Origin of the sequence: Citrobacter freundii complex sp. CFNIH4, from assembly GCF_002934505.1 — a bacterium.
Classification (GTDB): Bacteria; Pseudomonadota; Gammaproteobacteria; order Enterobacterales; family Enterobacteriaceae; genus Citrobacter; species Citrobacter freundii.
Genome location: NZ_CP026231.1, coordinates 2,936,547 through 2,954,843, shown reverse-complemented (window position 1 = coordinate 2,954,843; position 18,297 = coordinate 2,936,547). Strand labels below are relative to the sequence as shown.

Annotated in this window: 12 protein-coding genes and 1 pseudogene; 6 read left to right on the top strand and 7 right to left on the bottom strand. The window is 51.5% G+C overall.

Translation table 11 applies throughout. The annotated features are described in order from the left end of the window. Positions 1 to 26: 26 nt before the first annotated feature. Positions 27 to 1,394: an exodeoxyribonuclease VII large subunit gene (xseA, locus tag C2U41_RS15235; protein ID WP_060855385.1), complete on the bottom strand. Its 1,368-nt coding sequence runs from the start codon at positions 1,392 to 1,394 to the stop codon at positions 27 to 29. Between the two features lie 160 nt (positions 1,395 to 1,554). Between xseA and guaB the strand changes: the two genes are divergently transcribed. Next, positions 1,555 to 3,021 (top strand): IMP dehydrogenase, encoded by a 1,467-nt coding sequence (guaB, locus tag C2U41_RS15230; protein ID WP_003037756.1) that lies wholly within the window; start codon positions 1,555 to 1,557, stop codon positions 3,019 to 3,021. A 63-nt stretch (positions 3,022 to 3,084) separates the two neighbouring features. After that, positions 3,085 to 4,662 carry a glutamine-hydrolyzing GMP synthase gene (guaA, locus tag C2U41_RS15225; RefSeq protein ID WP_003037760.1) on the top strand — a complete coding sequence of 526 codons (1,578 nt, stop codon included), beginning with the start codon at positions 3,085 to 3,087 and terminating at the stop codon, positions 4,660 to 4,662. A gap of 98 nt (positions 4,663 to 4,760) precedes the next feature. Here the strand turns inward: guaA and mscS are convergent, their stop codons facing one another. Together mscS and C2U41_RS15215 are read right to left on the bottom strand one after the other, a co-directional pair. Beyond that, the gene (gene mscS, locus C2U41_RS15220) at positions 4,761 to 5,639 is read right to left on the bottom strand and encodes a small-conductance mechanosensitive channel MscS (protein ID WP_103848585.1); all 879 of its coding nucleotides are present in this window, start codon (positions 5,637 to 5,639) and stop codon (positions 4,761 to 4,763) included. Positions 5,640 to 6,003: 364 nt separating this feature from the next. Then, the gene (locus C2U41_RS15215) at positions 6,004 to 6,207 is read right to left on the bottom strand and encodes a YfgG family protein (RefSeq protein WP_049002457.1); all 204 of its coding nucleotides are present in this window, start codon (positions 6,205 to 6,207) and stop codon (positions 6,004 to 6,006) included. A gap of 349 nt (positions 6,208 to 6,556) precedes the next feature. Between C2U41_RS15215 and C2U41_RS15210 the strand changes: the two are divergent. Further along, positions 6,557 to 8,826 (top strand): annotated as a pseudogene (locus C2U41_RS15210) (sensor domain-containing phosphodiesterase). Here the strand turns inward: C2U41_RS15210 and ppx are convergent. From ppx to purM, 4 genes are all read right to left on the bottom strand, one after another. Next, positions 8,806 to 10,347: an exopolyphosphatase gene (gene ppx, locus C2U41_RS15205; RefSeq protein WP_003037914.1), complete on the bottom strand. Its 1,542-nt coding sequence runs from the start codon at positions 10,345 to 10,347 to the stop codon at positions 8,806 to 8,808. The pseudogene C2U41_RS15210 and the gene ppx sit on opposite strands and share 21 nt — an antisense overlap. A 4-nt stretch (positions 10,348 to 10,351) precedes the next feature. Beyond that, positions 10,352 to 12,418 carry a polyphosphate kinase 1 gene (gene ppk1 / locus C2U41_RS15200; protein WP_003037917.1) on the bottom strand — a complete coding sequence of 689 codons (2,067 nt, stop codon included), beginning with the start codon at positions 12,416 to 12,418 and terminating at the stop codon, positions 10,352 to 10,354. A 214-nt stretch (positions 12,419 to 12,632) separates the two neighbouring features. Then, entirely contained in the window at positions 12,633 to 13,274 is a 642-nt protein-coding gene (gene purN / locus C2U41_RS15195) for a phosphoribosylglycinamide formyltransferase (protein WP_003037920.1), read from the bottom strand. Next, positions 13,271 to 14,308: a phosphoribosylformylglycinamidine cyclo-ligase gene (gene purM, locus C2U41_RS15190; protein ID WP_103848584.1), complete on the bottom strand. Its 1,038-nt coding sequence runs from the start codon at positions 14,306 to 14,308 to the stop codon at positions 13,271 to 13,273. The genes purN and purM overlap by 4 nt, the downstream gene beginning before the upstream one ends. A 295-nt stretch (positions 14,309 to 14,603) precedes the next feature. Here purM and C2U41_RS15185 point away from each other — a divergent pair, with 295 nt between their 5' ends. From C2U41_RS15185 to uraA, 3 genes are all read left to right on the top strand, one after another. Continuing rightward, positions 14,604 to 16,034, top strand: coding sequence for a 6-phospho-beta-glucosidase (locus C2U41_RS15185; RefSeq protein ID WP_057063103.1), 1,431 nt, complete (start codon positions 14,604 to 14,606; stop codon positions 16,032 to 16,034). A 183-nt stretch (positions 16,035 to 16,217) separates the two neighbouring features. Beyond that, complete coding sequence (upp, locus tag C2U41_RS15180) at positions 16,218 to 16,844, top strand: uracil phosphoribosyltransferase (protein WP_003037929.1); 627 nt, start codon at positions 16,218 to 16,220, stop codon at positions 16,842 to 16,844. Between the two features lie 96 nt (positions 16,845 to 16,940). After that, positions 16,941 to 18,230 (top strand): uracil permease, encoded by a 1,290-nt coding sequence (gene uraA, locus C2U41_RS15175; RefSeq protein ID WP_003037932.1) that lies wholly within the window; start codon positions 16,941 to 16,943, stop codon positions 18,228 to 18,230. Positions 18,231 to 18,297 lie beyond the last annotated feature (67 nt).

The following is an 18,297-nucleotide window of genomic DNA, read 5'->3' as shown; positions in this document are numbered from 1 at the left end:
CACATAGAACGAGGCAAGTAAGAACGTTATTGCGACCGGCGTGGCTTTTTAGTTGGGGTAATGTTGTGAACTTCGCTGGTAATCCAGCCGTCCTCCAGTCGGGTGGTCAGTAGATCGCCCGCTTTCACCTGTTTTACTTTTTTCAGCACCTCTCCATTCTGTGCGGTGGAGACGCTATAGCCGCGCGCTAACGTTGCCAGTGGGCTGACGGCTTCCAGATGGGTGACCGCGTTGCCGAAACGCTCGCGCTGCTCGCTTAGCCGCGCACGGATATTTTCCGCCAGTCGATATTCCAGTTGCTGCACCCGTGACTGCGCGCGATGAATGCGCGGCTGTGGGCTCTGCTGGTTCAGCCGCTGCAGCATGCGCTGCTGACGCTGATTGGCCTGTTTAATTTTATTCTCAAGTGCGAAGTTCATTCTCTGACGCAGTCGTTCCAGCACGGTCTGCTGACGGGCCAGACGCAGCTGCGGATGCTGCTGTTGCAAGCGGTGATTAAGCTGGGTAAATCGGCGAGTTCGGTTGGCGAGATAGTAATCCATCGCCATTTCCAGACGTTGCTGACCATGCTGAATTTGACGCAGCAGTTCGAGCTGATTACGGCTGACAATTTCTGCGGCCGCCGACGGCGTTGGCGCGCGCAGGTCGCCGACAAAATCGGCAATGGTCACATCGGTTTCATGGCCGACGGCACTCACCACCGGAATACGGCTGGCAAATATCGCCCGTGCTACGCGCTCGTCGTTAAAGCTCCACAAATCTTCCAGCGAGCCGCCGCCGCGCCCGACAATTAATACGTCACACTCGCCACGGGCGTTTGCCAGCTCAATTGCGCGCACAATCTGCCCCGGCGCATCGTCGCCCTGGACAGCGGTTGGATAGATAATAACGGGCAGGGAAGGGTCACGACGCTTCAGCACGTGGAGAATATCGTGTAGCGCTGCCCCGGTTTTCGAGGTGATCACCCCGACGCAGTGGGCCGGTGAGGGCAGTGTTTTTTTGAACTGCTGATCGAACAGCCCTTCAGCCTGTAGTTTGGCCTTCAGTTGCTCATACTTCTGTTGCAACAGACCTTCACCCGCAGGCTGCATGCTCTCAACAATTATCTGGTAGTCCCCACGCGGCTCATACAATGTAATGTTGGCGCGCACCAGCACCTGTTGCCCGTGCTGCGGGCGGAACGTTACCCGGCGGTTGCTGTTGCGAAACATCGCGCAGCGAACCTGAGCGGTGTCATCTTTGAGCGTGAAGTACCAATGACCCGAGGACGGCTGAGTGAAATTGGAGATTTCACCGCTGATCCACACTTGCCCCATTTCCTGCTCAAGCAGCAAACGAACTGTCTGATTCAGGCGGCTTACGGTAAAAATTGAGGTGGTCTGAGAGGATAACATGTGAGCGGGATCAAATTCTAAATCAGCAGGTTATTCAGTCGAAAGTAACATGCTCACAGAGGAGCGCAAGGTTTTTTTGCAAAAAAGTGTGGATGCAATCGGTTACGCTCTGTATAATGCCGCGGCAATATTTAATAACCTCCCAGGTGAGATATTGCCCATGCTACGTATCGCAAAAGAAGCCCTGACGTTTGACGACGTCCTCCTCGTTCCCGCTCATTCTACCGTTCTGCCGAATACTGCTGACCTCAGCACCCAGTTGACGAAAACCATTCGCCTGAACATTCCTATGCTCTCCGCAGCAATGGACACCGTGACGGAAGCGCGCCTGGCAATTGCCCTGGCCCAGGAAGGCGGCATCGGTTTTATCCACAAAAACATGTCCATCGAGCGCCAGGCTGAAGAAGTTCGCCGCGTGAAGAAACACGAATCTGGCGTGGTAACTGACCCACAGACCGTACTGCCAACCACTACTCTGCGCGAAGTGAAAGAACTGACCGAGCGTAACGGCTTTGCAGGCTACCCGGTGGTGACTGAAGATAACGAACTGGTCGGTATCATCACCGGCCGTGACGTGCGTTTTGTGACTGACCTGAACCAGCCGGTTAGCGTATATATGACGCCAAAAGAGCGTCTGGTGACCGTTCGTGAAGGCGAAGCGCGCGATGTCGTTTTCGCCAAAATGCACGAAAAACGCGTTGAGAAAGCGCTGGTTGTTGATGACAGCTTCCATCTGCTCGGTATGATCACCGTTAAAGATTTCCAGAAAGCTGAACGTAAACCTAACGCCTGTAAAGACGAGCATGGTCGTCTGCGCGTGGGCGCTGCGGTTGGCGCGGGCGCAGGTAACGAAGAGCGTGTTGACGCGCTGGTTGCCGCGGGCGTTGACGTACTGCTGATTGACTCCTCTCACGGCCACTCTGAAGGCGTACTGCAGCGTATTCGTGAAACTCGCGCTAAATATCCTGATCTGCAGATTATCGGCGGGAACGTTGCTACGGGCGCAGGTGCTCGCGCTTTGGCTGAAGCTGGCTGCAGCGCTGTTAAAGTGGGTATCGGCCCTGGCTCCATCTGTACTACCCGTATCGTGACCGGCGTCGGTGTTCCGCAGATCACCGCCGTTTCTGATGCCGTTGAAGCGTTGGAAGGCACTGGTATTCCAGTTATCGCCGATGGCGGTATTCGTTTCTCCGGCGACATCGCTAAAGCGATTGCCGCTGGTGCTGCCGCAGTGATGGTTGGTTCCATGCTGGCGGGTACTGAAGAATCCCCGGGCGAAATCGAACTGTACCAGGGCCGTTCTTACAAATCTTACCGCGGTATGGGTTCTCTGGGCGCGATGTCCAAAGGGTCTTCTGACCGTTACTTCCAGAGCGATAACGCCGCTGACAAACTGGTCCCGGAAGGTATCGAAGGCCGCGTAGCCTATAAAGGCCGCCTGAAAGAGATCATTCACCAGCAGATGGGCGGCCTGCGCTCCTGTATGGGGCTGACCGGCTGTGGTACTATCGACGCGCTGCGAACGAAAGCAGAGTTTGTACGCATCAGCGGTGCGGGTATTCAGGAAAGTCACGTTCACGATGTGACCATCACCAAAGAGTCCCCTAACTACCGCATGGGCTCCTGATAAGTTTCCGCGCCCGGCTATATGCCGGGCGAATTTGTTTCACTTGCCTCGGAATTAGCGTCAATGACAGACAATATTCATAAACATCGCATTCTCATCCTCGATTTCGGCTCGCAGTACACTCAGCTGGTTGCACGTCGCGTACGTGAACTGGGCGTCTACTGTGAACTGTGGGCATGGGATGTTACGGAAGCACAAATTCGCGAATTCAACCCAAGCGGTATTATTCTTTCCGGTGGCCCGGAAAGTACCACCGAAGAAAACAGCCCGCGTGCGCCGGAATACGTTTTCAATGCGGGCGTGCCGGTGTTCGGCGTGTGCTACGGCATGCAGACCATGGCAATGCAGCTCGGTGGTCATGTTGAAGGTTCTAACGAACGTGAATTTGGCTATGCGCAGGTTGAAGTTCAGACCGACAGCGCGCTTGTCCGCGGTATTGAAGACTCCCTGACCGCAGACGGCAAACCGTTGCTGGATGTGTGGATGAGCCACGGCGACAAAGTGACTGCCATTCCGGAAGGTTTCGTGACTGTTGCCAGCACCGACAGCTGCCCGTTTGCTATCATGGCGCACGAAGAAAAACGCTTCTACGGCGTGCAGTTCCACCCGGAAGTTACCCACACCCGTCAGGGCATGCGCATGCTGGAGCGTTTTGTGCGCGATATCTGCCAGTGTGAAGCGCTGTGGACGCCGGCAAAAATTATCGATGACGCCGTTGCCCGCATTCGTGAGCAGGTTGGCAATGACAAAGTTATCCTCGGTCTGTCCGGTGGCGTTGACTCCTCTGTGACTGCGATGCTGCTGCACCGTGCAATCGGAAAAAACCTGACCTGCGTGTTCGTCGACAACGGTCTGCTGCGCCTGAACGAAGCCCAGCAGGTAATGGATATGTTTGGTGACCATTTCGGCCTGAACATCGTTCACGTTGAAGGCGAACAGCGTTTCCTCGACGCGCTGAAAGGCGAGAACGACCCGGAAGCGAAACGTAAGATCATCGGCCGCGTATTCGTTGAAGTGTTCGACGAAGAAGCGCTGAAGCTGGAAGACGTTAAGTGGCTGGCACAGGGCACTATCTATCCGGACGTGATCGAATCCGCGGCATCTGCCACCGGTAAAGCGCACGTTATCAAATCTCACCACAACGTGGGCGGTTTGCCGAAAGAGATGAAGATGGGTCTGGTTGAGCCGCTGCGTGAGCTGTTCAAAGACGAAGTGCGTAAAATCGGTCTGGAGCTGGGCCTGCCGTACGACATGCTGTACCGTCACCCGTTCCCGGGACCGGGGCTGGGGGTACGTGTGCTTGGCGAAGTGAAGAAAGAGTACTGCGACCTGCTGCGTCGCGCGGATGCTATCTTCATTGAAGAACTGCACAAAGCTGACCTGTACAACAAGGTAAGCCAGGCGTTCACCGTGTTCCTGCCGGTACGTTCCGTTGGCGTCATGGGCGATGGCCGTAAGTACGACTGGGTTGTTTCCCTGCGTGCAGTAGAAACCATCGACTTTATGACCGCGCACTGGGCGCACCTGCCGTATGATTTCTTAGGCCGCGTCTCTAACCGCATCATTAACGAAGTGAACGGCATTTCCCGCGTCGTTTATGATATCAGCGGTAAGCCACCGGCTACCATTGAGTGGGAATAATAGCCCTTTCTGTTAGCGGTTTCTGAACCGGTAATATGTAAAAAAAACCCTCTTTTTATAGAGGGTTTTTTATTGCGCTCATACCGAAGCGCTGTGAATTAATCAACCAACTGTAGCTGGGGTTGAGATTGGGGGGCTACGTTCTCAACGCGAATATCCATCTGCGGATACGGCAGGGAGATATGGTTGGCGTCCAGGGCTTCTTTAATGTTTTCCAGCAAATCGTAATAGGTATTCCAGTATTCGATGTTGGGCACCCATACGCGGACGTAAAAATTCAATGCTGAAGCGCCCAGTTCGCCCAGACGAACGGTTACCCCACGTTGCTTATCGATGCGGGTATCCTGAACGATAATATGGTTAATCACGCGCTTAACGTCAGCTATCCGGCTCTGATAGCCGACGCCAATCACCAGATCGATACGGCGGAAAGGGTGGCGGGAATAGTTAATGATATTGTCAGCGATGATCTTACCGTTTGGAATGACCACTTCTTTGCTGTCGGCGGTGAGCAAGGTGATGGAGAAAATATGCACCTTTTCCACCGTTCCGGTGACTGCCCCAATTTGTACCACTTCTCCGGCGCGGAATGGACGCAGGGAGACCAATAGTACGCCAGCGGCAAAGTTGGAAAGCGATCCTTGTAGCGCGAGTCCAATGGCCAACCCGGCAGCACCAATGACGGCAATAATGGAGGATGTTTCGATACCGACGCGACCCAATGCGGCAACAACGGCAAAGGCGAGGGTAATGTAACGTACCAGCGCGGTGAAGAACTGGATAATGGTTCGGTCAACTTTACGTTTTAACATTAATTTTTCCAGACCACTGGAGATCAGGCGAGAGACAAATTTACCGACAAACAGTAAAATTACGGCGGCAACGATATTCCAGCCGAATTGAATAACCGCATCGCTGTGTCCAGCGATCCATTCAAGACCGCTGCTTATTTTCGGAAATAATGAAAAACCACTCATGGTATTACCCTGTAGAATTTAAAATGGTAATGATTCAAATAAGTATTTAATTTCATACATAATATTAATGCTTTCACCTGTGATATTTTCTGGTGATATTAATTGGCGTCTATTTGAACACAGTGTGTCTTTTTATACCCAGTAAATCGGAACGTAAAAATGAGCGCGAATGGTGCAGTGAAGTGAGATTAAAAGATTGTGAATTTGTGCGAAAAACACGGTATGTTATCGGATAACTCCGTGCTTGTGGTGGGTAAGGCAACGTATTTTTTCATCACTCAAATCCCTTACCGGATGGTTAAATGTCAGGCGATTAGCCATCCGGTAAGGAATCTTAATGCTGAGATATTACAGGCGCGAGCGATCAGCGCGCGTCGGTTTGAGCAGGAGATGCCTGTTGCGGCTGGGTGATCTGCTGAGAGTCTTTTTTGTTCTGGTGGTGGTGCCACGCACCTATAGCGGAGTAGACGAAGCGTCCGAAGAAGAAGAGAAAGCTGATAAGCAGTACGATCCGGATCATGCGACTATTAAATCGGTGTCGTTTGCGTAGGCTGGTAACCTGGCTCACAAAAGGTTCCTTGTAGTGTACCCAACTGAGGGCGATACTCACATTAAGGCATACTGTGAGGCAATGGTCAATTTTTCGTTATGTAAAATTGCTTCAGTTGTTTTATCCTCATATGTTATGAAAATTAATATTATTATTTGCATTAATAATGAATTAACGATAAGAAACGATGAAAATAGTAATAATTGATTAATGAGGGGCTTTTTTTTGATATATATCAAACGTCACCCTTTACTGATAACTAAAATCGATGAGACATAGTAATGTATTTAACTTCATCGTTTTAGAGTCAGGTGGGATGCCTGTCTGAATACCCCCTGCAGGATGTGCGGGATTCTACTGAGCATCTATGAAACTCAATAAAAATTATATTTGTATGAGAGATAGATGGTGGGCGTTACCTCTCATCATACCATCTTTGCTGTTGCCTATATTGAGCACTGCCAATACCTATGCCCATATTAGTACTGGGACCGTAATTCTTTTCTACATGCCTTTGGCGTTGATGATTAGCCTGATGCTATTTTTTGGCTGGGCGGCATTGCCGGGAATTATCATTTCCATTATCTGCTACAAATATCCGCAGGTTGGGTTATTTGAAACGCTCTCAATAATTTCGCACTTTATTGTAACGATAGTGCTGAGTTGGGGAGGGTATAAAGTATTTGCACCCCGGCGGAACAACGTGTCTCACGGTGACTCCCACCTGATGTTTCAGCGCATGTTTTGGCAGGTCTTTTGCCCGGCGACGCTGTTTCTGATCCTCTGCCAGTTTGCCGCGTTTGTGGGCGTTTATGAGAGTAAATCCGGCATGGTGGGGGTTATGCCCTTTAATACTGGCACGTTGATCAACTATCAGGCTATGCTGGTCGGGAATCTGATTGGGGTTCCTTTGTGCTACTTTATTATTCGCACGATCCGCAACCCTTTGCATGTCAGAGGCTATTTTTCTCAATTAAAGCAGCAGTTTGATACCAAAGTTACCAAAACTGAGGTTGCGGTCTGGCTGATTATATTGGCTGTACTTATGGCATTGCTGTGTATGCCGTTAAATGAACAAAGCTCAATATTCAGCACAAATTATACTCTGTCGTTGTTGCTACCTGTCATGCTCTGGGGAGCAATGCGTTACGGTTACAGATTTATTTCGCTGATATGGTCTGTCGTACTTATTACCGCAATTCATTATTACCAGCGCTATATGCCCTGGTATTCTGGCTACGATACCCAGCTTGCCATTACCTCATCGAGTTATCTTGTTTTCTCCTTCATCGTGAACTTCATTGCCGTACTGGCAACGCGCCAACGCTTTGTTACCCGGCGCAACCATCGTCTGGCATTCTTTGATCCGATGTGCATCTGCCAAATTTGCGCGCATTGAACCGGGATTTGAAAAAAACGCCATGGTCAGTGCTCTGCTTTTTGCGTGTTCCGGGCATGGAGCTACTGGTAAAAAATTACGGCATTATGCTGCGTATCCAGTACAAGCAAAAACTCTCACAGTGGATAACGCCACTGTTGGCACAGGATGAGCATGTCTATCAGTTATCGGGTAATGACTTAGTTTTGCGTTTTAACACTGAGTCGTATCAGGAGCGCATTGAAGCCCTGGACAGGCATATCAAGCAGTTCCGTTTTATTTGGGATGGCATGCCATTACAGCCGCAGGTGGGGATCAGTTTTTGCTATGTCCGTTCTCCTGTTAACCATATCTATCTGTTACTGGGAGAGTTAAGCACCATTGCCGAGCTTTCTCTGGCGACCAATTCACCAGAGAACTTGCAGCGCCGAGGCGTCATGCACTTGCAACGAGACCTGAAAGATAAGGTTGCGATGATGAATCGTCTGCAGCTGGCGTTGGAGCACAATCGTTTTTTCCTGATGGCGCAGCCGATTTTTGGCGTACGCGGCGACGTTTATCATGAAATCCTGCTGCGCCTTGAGGGAGATGACGGTGAAACCATCCCGCCTGATTGCTTCTTGCCGATCGCACATGAGTTTGGCTTGTCGTCCAGCATCGATATGTGGGTGATTGAAAATACGCTGAAGTTTATGGCACAGAATCGGGAAAAAATGCCCGCCCGTCGGTTTGCCATTAACCTGTCACCCACGTCGATATGTCGCGCCCGACTTCCGCATGACATCAAGCAGCTACTGGTTAAGTACAAGGTTGAAGCGTGGCAGTTGATTTTTGAAGTCACGGAAAGCAACGCCTTAACCAATGCGGAACAGGCACAGGCAACGTTACTGCAGCTGCAATCACTGGGCTGTCAGATTGCGATTGATGATTTTGGGACGGGTTACGCCAGCTATGCGCGGCTGAAGAATGTGAGTGCCGATATCCTGAAAATTGATGGCAGCTTTATTCGCAGTATCGTTTCGAATAGCCTCGACTACCAAATCGTGGCCTCTATTTGCCATCTGGCTCGGATGAAAAGAATGCTGGTGGTTGCAGAGTACGTCGAAAGTGAAGAAATACGCAGTGCGGTAATTTCGCTGGGGATTGACTACATGCAGGGGTACTTGATTGGTAAACCACAGCCATTGCATGAAACGCTGGAAGAACAGGCGCCAGACGCGCTGGCACCTGTTCTGAGTTTATGCGGCGATATCGGGTGAGGTTTCTTCTTCAATTTTGAGACGCCAGCCGGTTACGCCCTCCCAGTATTGCTGCTCTTTTTCCAGATCGAGCAGCACCAGCGCATTTTGGCTAAACCAGTCATGCGGGAAACGTAAGGTCCAGTGGTTGTCGTCGGTTATCAGAGTCAGGGTTGGCGGCGTGGTGGTCGCCTGACGCTGATTATTCAGCAGCACGCCCAGGCGTAACAGTTGAATTAACGGCAGAAACTGTTTTTTCTTGAACAGTGTAAAGCGGGGCAAGTCATCCAGTTTCACCGCTTTGCGATGATAACGAACTAAGGTTGCCATCATCAGTTGTTGTTCCTGATTAAACCCCGGTAAATCGCTGTTTTGTAAGATATAAGCAGAGTGGCGATGTAAGCCGCTGTGGTTGATGTTCAGCCCAACCTCATGCAGCATCGCTGCCCAGCGCAGTAATGCTTCCAGTTGAGGATTGGCCAGTTTGGGCTGTTGCGTATGCCACTGGTCGTACATTTGCATCGTTGTTTCCAGCACGCGCCGGGCCTGTTCACTGTCAATGTTGTACTGGTTCGCCAGACTACTGGCGGTACGGCTGCGAACGTCCTGGTGGCGAAAACGTCCTTCCATCTCGTACAGTACGCCTTCGCGTAGCGCGCCATCAGAAAGGCGAAGTTCGCGGATAGCCAACGCGTCAAAAACGCCGCACAGAATCGCGAGCCCAGGAACAAATACCGCTTTTCGCTCCTCTGACAGCCCCGGCAGGCTGAGCGCATCAAATGACGCATGCTTCAGCACTTCAGATGTCAGTTTGTCCAGGCGTTCGGGGGTGATAAAACCGTCTTTTTCACCCATCTCCAGCAGCACTTCGTGTGCCGCTTTAATCGTGCCTGACGCGCCCATTGCGACGTTCCAGCCCTGAATGCGAAACTGCCACGTTAAGGTTTCAAGCTTTTGCGCTGCCGCCATGCGGGCTCGCTGGAAGTTTTCCCGGCTGATAACACCGCCCGGGAAATACATCTGGGCAAAACTGACGCAGCCCATACGGCGGCTTTCAACCAGCTTGGGTTCGAAATCTTCGCCGATCACCAGTTCTGTTGAGCCACCGCCGATATCGATAACCAGCTTGCGGCCTTTTTCCGGCTGAGTGTGCTCCACGCCCATAAAAATCAGTCGGGCTTCTTCGTTACCGGAGATAATCTCAATCGGGTAGGGGATGACTTTTTCCGCTCGCTTGAGAAAATCGGTCGCATTCAGCGCCTGACGCAAAGTATGGGTTCCCACGATGCATACGCTTGACGGGGGAAAGCCCTGCAGGCGTTCGGCGAACAGCGACAGGCAGCTTAATCCGCGTTCCATTGCCTCTTCGCTCAGCTTGTTATCTTCGCCGAGACCATCCGCCAGATGAACGCGCTGTTTCAGCCGCCCGATAATCTGCATTGCGCCATCTACCACGCGGGCAATGACCATATGGAAACTGTTTGAACCAAGGTCGACCGCAGCAAATTCCTGCGGTCGTGGAGTCTTGTCGTGTATTGGCATAGCGTTAGTCAGGTTGCTCGAGTGATTTGATGTAGTCGTAAATCGCCAATTGTGACTGAACTTTACGGCGGTTTCCGCGTGGTACGTAGCGATTACTGAGTTCTTTATCGATGAAGCGAGCCTTCACCGTGTCGCTGAACAGGATATCGATAATATCCAGCACGCGCTGCTTAAGGCGCGGGTCCAGCAGCGGAGTGGCGACCTCGATACGATAGTCGATATTGCGGGTCATCCAGTCTGCAGAGGAGAGGTATACCTGCTTATCGCCCCCGTTCTCGAAGATGTAGACCCGGTCATGTTCAAGATAGCGGTCGACAATGCTTATCACGCGAATATTGTCGCTAATGCCTTCCAGGTTTGGAATCAGTGAGCACATTCCGCGAATCAACAAATTAACCGGTACGCCTGAGCTTGAGGCCGCATAGAGACGATCAACCAGGCCTTTATCGACCAGGTTGTTCAGTTTTAGCGTGATACCGGAAGGCTGGCCTTGCTGCGCATTGGCGATCTCTTTGTCGATCATCGCGTACAGCAGACGGCGTGAGTTCTGCGGAGAAACCAGCAGATAATCGAACGTCACCGGACGATACGGGTTTTCGATGAAGTTGAACACTCGACGAACCTCGTTGGTGATGCGTGAATCAGCGGTAAGCAACGAGTAGTCGGTGTACAGCCGCGCCGTTTTTTCGTTGAAGTTGCCCGTCCCGATATGCGCATAGCGCACGACTTCATCACCTTCTTTACGCGAGATAAGGAACAGTTTGGCGTGAATTTTCAGACCCGGCGCGGAGAAGATGACGTGAACGCCCGCTTCGGTCAGACGCTTGGCCCAATGAATGTTGGCTTCTTCATCAAAGCGCGCCTGTAATTCCACTACCACGGTGACTTTTTTACTGTTATGCGCGGCATGGATCATCGCGTCGATGATGCGCGAGTCTTTCGCCACACGGTAGATGTTGATCTTTATTGCCAGTACGCTCGGGTCGAAAGACGCCTGGCGCAACAGTTCAAGAACGTGCTCAAAGGTGTGGTACGGGTAATACAGCAGCACATCGCGCTCGCGGATTGCATCAAATCCGTTACGGAATTTCTCATTGTCGAACCAGATGTGGCGCAGACGCGGCAGCGGCTTATTCACCAGGTTGGCTTTGCCAACGTTGGGGAAGTTAATAAAGTCTTTGAAGTTATGGTAACGGCCGCCGGGAACAATCGAGTCGTAGCGAGAAATCGTCAGTTTTTCACGTAGCACCTCGACCAACGCATTGGGCATGTCGCGCTGATAGACGAAACGCACAGGCTCTGCGGTCAGACGCTGTTTCAGGCTGGAGGACATCAGCTCCATCAGGCTCGATTCCATCTCGTGCACCAAATCGTATTCGGCGTCACGGGTCATTTTCATCGAATAGGCGTTAAGTGCGTCGTAATCAAAGAACCCTTTGAAAATATCGTCCAGGCAGTAGCGTAAGATGTTGTCCAGCAGGATCATCGGTTTGCGACGCCGCGGGGTTTCCGGCGGCAAATTCACAAAACGGGGAACCTTGTCGGAAGGGATTTCCAGCAGCGCGTAGCGGATTGTATCGCCGCGGATAATCTCTACCGCCAGATAGGTGTAGTCATCTTTCAAAAACTGGACTAAATCCGTCTCGCGGTTAATCAGGATCGGCGTGATGTGCTGGCGAAGATATTGCTTGAAGTAATGACGCAACCAGCTCTGCTGATTGGCCGATAGCTGACGTTCGTTGATTAAGAAAATCTGATTGCGCGCCATCTCCAGCAGCAACTCGTTGTACAGACCGTCAAATTCCTGATCGGCTTTTAATACGCGGGCCTGGATTTTGCCTAACAGATGGCGGGAGTGAGAGTTTGAACCCTGTTCTTCGCTAATAATGATTCGGCGCTTCAGTTCGGCAAAACGAACCTTATAAAACTCGTCGAGGTTATTGGAATAGATGCCTAAGAAACGCATCCGTTCGATCAACGGGTTTGACTTATCAGCAGCTTCCTGGAGTACGCGTTCGTTGAACGCTAACCAACTGAGTTCTTTCTCGATGTATAGCTTTTCCTGACCCATTACCACTTTTACTCCGTTTCATTCACGGGACACTACCGATTTATTATGGCGAGCATTGCTCTCAGATGTCCAACTGTGCCAGAAAAATATGACAATAAACCGTCTGATAGCAAAGAGAAAGGGGGAGCGTAGATGAATACCGGTGGTATTAACCGGAAAAGGTAGTTATGCCTGTAAGCCGGATGGTGACATGCGGCTTACAGGTTGAATTTTATTATTCGTCGGCGGCGTAGCCTTGCGGCGGCAGACGAACGCCATCCAGCCATGCAGCGTTATCACGCATCTTCAGGCGACCATCAATAAACCAGCTTACCACCAGTGGGTAAATGGTATGTTCCTGAGCCTGAACCCGTGCCGTGACATCATCTTCGCTGTCGCCTTCAAATACCGGAACTTTGGCCTGAAGAATAACCGGTCCGCCGTCCAGTTCATCAGTGACGAAGTGGACTGAGGTACCATGCTCTTCATCGCCGTTTTCCAGTACCTGGCGGTGCGTATGCAGGCCGGGATACTTTGGCAATAAAGACGGGTGGATATTCAGCAATCGTTCAGAATAGTGCGCGACAAACGCCGGGCTGAGAATGCGCATATAACCGGCCAGCACCACGACATCCGGCGCCCAGGCGTCAATTTCTTGTATCAGTTGGCGGTCGAAGGCTTCGCGACTGGCAAACTGGGCGGCTTCCAGCGAGTACGCTGGAATATTCGCTTCGCGTGCGCGTTCAAGGCCGAACGCATCGGCCTTGTTACTGAATACTGCACGTATGGTGCCATTGATTTTTTTCTGTTCGCAGGCGTCTATTATCGCCTGCAAATTGCTTCCGTTACCGGAAATGAGCACCACAATGTTTTTCATTCAATGACCACACGCTGTTCGGAATCAGAAGCTTTGATGATACCGATTTTCCATGCGTTTTCACCTTTCTCATTGAGCAAAGCCAGGGCTTTGTCCACTTCCGAAGCTGGCAGGGCGATAACCATACCTACGCCGCAGTTAAAGGTGCGATACATCTCATGCTGGCTGACGTTACCCGCCGTTTGCAGCCAGTTGAAGACGGCTGGCCACTGCCAGGAAGACTCGTCGATCACGACCTGCGTGTTGTCTGGCAGAACGCGTGGAATATTTTCCCAGAAGCCGCCGCCGGTCAGGTGGGCAATGGCGTGCACATCAACCTTCTCGATCAGTTCCAGAATGGATTTTACGTAAATGCGGGTCGGAGCCAGCAAGTGGTCGGCCAGCGACTTGCCTTCAAGCTCGGTGGTTTCCGGGTCACAACCGCTGACTTCAACGATTTTACGCACCAGAGAGTAACCGTTAGAGTGTGGACCGCTGGAGCCGAGCGCAATCAGTACGTCGCCGTCAGCCACTTTAGAACCGTCGATAATCTCTGATTTCTCGACGACGCCAACACAGAAACCTGCCACGTCGTAATCTTCGCCGTGGTACATCCCCGGCATTTCAGCTGTTTCCCCACCGACCAGCGCACAGCCAGACTGCAGGCAGCCTTCGGCAATCCCGTTAATGACGCTGGCTGCGGTGTCCACATCCAGTTTGCCGGTTGCATAGTAGTCGAGGAAGAACAGCGGCTCAGCGCCCTGAACCACGAGGTCGTTGACGCACATTGCGACGAGGTCAATGCCGATAGCGTCGTGGCGTTTCAGATCCATCGCCAGACGCAGTTTTGTACCAACGCCATCAGTGCCGGAAACCAGTACCGGTTCACGATATTTTTGCGGCAATGCGCACAGCGCACCGAAGCCACCCAGACCACCCATAACTTCCGGACGACGCGTTTTCTTTACTACGCCTTTGATTCGATCAACCAGAGCATTACCTGCATCAATATCAACACCGGCATCTTTGTAGCTAAGAGAGGTTTTATCGGTCACTGCCTGCTTCCCCACATGTTTACTTGCAGTAAAAGTTAAATTCGGCGCAATTCTAACAGGGAAAGCAAACGTTTGCGAGTCTGCTCTGCATCAAGTTTTATCTGCTGGTTTTTTCAGCATTTTACAATCATTTATCTATTTGTTTGAACTGCGCCACGAAAATGAAACCGGGTACAGCCTTGTGCTTGAAACCTGCCAGCCGAATGCACAGTATCGTACTGAAACCGGTTTCTGTTTTCTGTTGCGGGCCTCATTTGGAGCGTTTTGCGCAGAGTCATCACGATAGGGGAAGGGGATGTCAGGATTTAAAGCAGATTTCATGTGGGGTGGCGCTGTCGCCGCTCATCAACTGGAAGGTGGCTGGCAGGAGGGCGGTAAAGGAATTAGCGTTGCCGATGTCATGACGGCGGGGGCGCATGGCGTGGCGCGTGAAATTACTGACGGTGTGATTGCCGGTAAAAACTACCCTAACCACGATGCCATCGATTTTTATCATCGCTATAAAGACGACATCAAGCTGTTTGCCGAAATGGGGTTTAAATGTTTTCGCACTTCTATTGCCTGGACGCGGATTTTCCCTTTAGGTGACGAAGCGCAACCCAATGAAGCTGGCCTGCAGTTCTATGATGATCTGTTCGACGAATGTCTGAGATATGGCATTGAACCGGTGATTACGTTGTCGCACTTCGAGATGCCCTACCATCTGGTGACGGAGTACGGCGGCTGGCGCAACCGTAAGCTTATCGACTTTTTTGTCCGTTTTGCCCGGGTGGTTTTCACTCGTTACCAGCACAAAGTGAAGTACTGGATGACGTTTAATGAGATTAACAATCAGGCAAATTATCACGAAGACTTCGCGCCCTTTACTAACTCTGGCCTGAAATATCTGCCTGGTGAAGACCGCGAGCCGGTCATGTTTCAGGCTGTGCACTACGAGCTGGTGGCAAGCGCGCTGGCGGTGAAGGTCGCGCGTGAAATTAACCCGGCGCTGCAAATTGGCTGCATGATTGCGATGTGCCCAATTTATCCGCTGACCTGTGCGCCGAACGACATGATGATGGCGATGAATGCTATGCACCGGCGTTACTGGTTTACTGACGTCCATGTGCGCGGCAAATACCCGCAGCATCTTCTCAATTACTTTACCCGTCGTGGCTTTGAACTGGATATCACCGAGGAAGACCGTCAGGCGCTGACCGAGGGCTGCGTTGATTACATCGGCTTTAGCTATTATATGTCTTTCGCGACCCAGGCAACGGCGGACAACCCACAGCTGGATTACGACGAGTCGAAAAGCCTGGTTTCTAACCCGTACGTGCAGAAGTCGGACTGGGGCTGGCAGATTGATCCCGTCGGTCTGCGCTATTCGCTGAACTGGTTCTGGGATCATTATCAGTTGCCGCTGTTTATTGTAGAAAACGGCTTTGGGGCGATTGACGTGCAGCAGGCCGACGGTTCGGTGGATGATTCCTATCGTATTGACTATATGGCCGCGCATATCCGCGAAATGAAAAAAGCGGTGGTGGAAGATGGCGTGGATCTGATGGGTTATACCCCGTGGGGCTGTATTGATTTAGTCTCGGCCGGGACGGGGGAGATGAAAAAACGCTACGGCTTTATCTATGTTGATAAAAATAATGACGGGAGTGGGACATTAGCACGCTCGCCGAAGAAATCTTTTTCATGGTATCAAAACGTCATCCAGAGTAATGCTGAAAATCTATAAAATTCATAGCATTGATAACAACCCCCGCACTTATTGTGGGGGTTGTTTTATACTCATCATCCAGACGCAAACGATTTTGGTTGATCCATATCAATCGTATGCAGTGTTGCGCCAGAGACGAAAAGCGGTATAATCCGGCGATTTTTTTTGTGGTTGCCACTCGTCTGAGGAAAGGAGAAGAGTATGAAGATCGTGGAAGTCAAACACCCACTCGTCAAACACAAGCTGGGACTGATGCGTGAAAACGACATCAGCACTAAACGCTTTCGTGAACTCGCCTCGGAAGTTGGCAGCCTGCTGACTTATGAAGCAACCGCCGGTCTGGAAACCGAAAAGGTGACCATCGAAGGCTGGAACGGCCCGGTTGAAGTTGACCAAATCAAAGGTAAAAAAATCACCGTTGTGCCAATCCTGCGTGCGGGCCTGGGCATGATGGAAGGCGTTCTGGAAAACGTTCCGAGCGCGCGTATCAGCGTGGTCGGTATGTACCGTAATGAAGAGACGCTTGAGCCGGTTCCGTACTTCCAGAAGCTGGTTTCTAACATTGATGAGCGTATGGCGCTGATCGTTGACCCGATGCTGGCAACCGGCGGTTCCGTTATCGCTACCATCGACCTGCTGAAAAAAGCAGGCTGCAGCAGCATTAAAGTCCTGGTGCTGGTTGCAGCGCCGGAAGGTATCGCGGCGCTGGAAAAAGCGCACCCGGATGTTGAGCTGTACACTGCCTCCATCGATCAGGGACTGAACGAGCACGGATACATTATTCCGGGGCTCGGCGATGCCGGCGATAAGATTTTTGGTACCAAGTAAACGAATAAGTGAAAAGAAGCCGACTTTAAGAGTCGGCTTTTTTTTGAATAAAACAACCCAATCGCTAATAACAAACAACACTCAGAGGAAAACACTATGACGCGCCGTGCTATCGGGGTGAGTGAAAGACCGCCGCTTTTACAGACAATCCCGCTTAGTTTACAGCACCTGTTCGCCATGTTTGGCGCAACGGTACTGGTGCCAGTCCTGTTTCATATCAACCCAGCTACCGTTCTGCTGTTTAACGGTATTGGTACTTTACTGTATCTCTTTATTTGTAAAGGTAAAATTCCAGCTTACCTCGGTTCAAGCTTTGCGTTTATTTCCCCGGTTCTGCTGCTGCTGCCGCTAGGGTATGAAGTGGCGCTGGGCGGTTTCATTATGTGTGGCATCCTGTTCTGCCTGGTTTCGTTCATCGTTAAGAAAGCCGGTACTGGCTGGCTGGATGTAATGTTCCCGCCTGCGGCGATGGGCGCAATCGTTGCCGTTATCGGTCTGGAGCTGGCGGGTGTCGCTGCGGGTATGGCGGGATTGCTGCCTGCGGAAGGACAAGCGCCAGACTCAACAACCATCATCATCTCAATGGTGACGCTGGCTGTGACGGTATTTGGTTCCGTGCTGTTCCGTGGCTTTATGGCGATTATCCCGATTTTGATTGGGGTGCTGGCCGGGTACGCGCTCTCCTTCGTGATGGGCGTCGTGGACACCACGCCGATAGCGCAGGCCCACTGGTTTGCTCTGCCAACGTTCTACACGCCGCGCTTTGAATGGGTCGCTATTCTGACCATTCTGCCTGCGGCGCTGGTGGTTATTGCTGAACACGTCGGCCACCTGGTGGTAACGGCGAATATCGTGAAAAAAGATTTGATTCGCGATCCTGGCCTGCATCGTTCTATGTTTGCTAACGGCCTGTCGACGGTGATCTCCGGCTTCTTCGGTTCTACGCCGAACACCACGTACGGCGAAAACATCGGCGTCATGGCGATTACCCGCGTTTACAGTACCTGGGTTATTGGCGGTGCGGCGATTTTCGCCATTCTGCTCTCCTGCGTGGGTAAACTGGCTGCGGCGATCCAAATTATTCCACTGCCGGTCATGGGCGGTGTGTCTCTGCTGTTGTACGGCGTGATTGGCGCTTCCGGTATTCGCGTGCTGATCGAGTCAAAAGTTGACTACAACAAAGCACAGAACCTGATCCTGACCTCGGTCATTTTGATCATCGGCGTCAGCGGCGCGAAAGTTCACATCGGTGCTGCTGAGCTGAAAGGCATGGCGCTGGCGACCATTGTGGGTGTCTGTCTGAGCCTGATTTTCAAAGTTATCAGCCTGCTGCGTCCAGAAGAAGTGGTGCTCGACGCCAAAGATGCCGACACTGAGCAACAGTAAACCTTTGACCGGGCGGCGATGCTGCCCGGTTCTATCGCGACGCATTTCTGTGTTAAACTCAACGCGA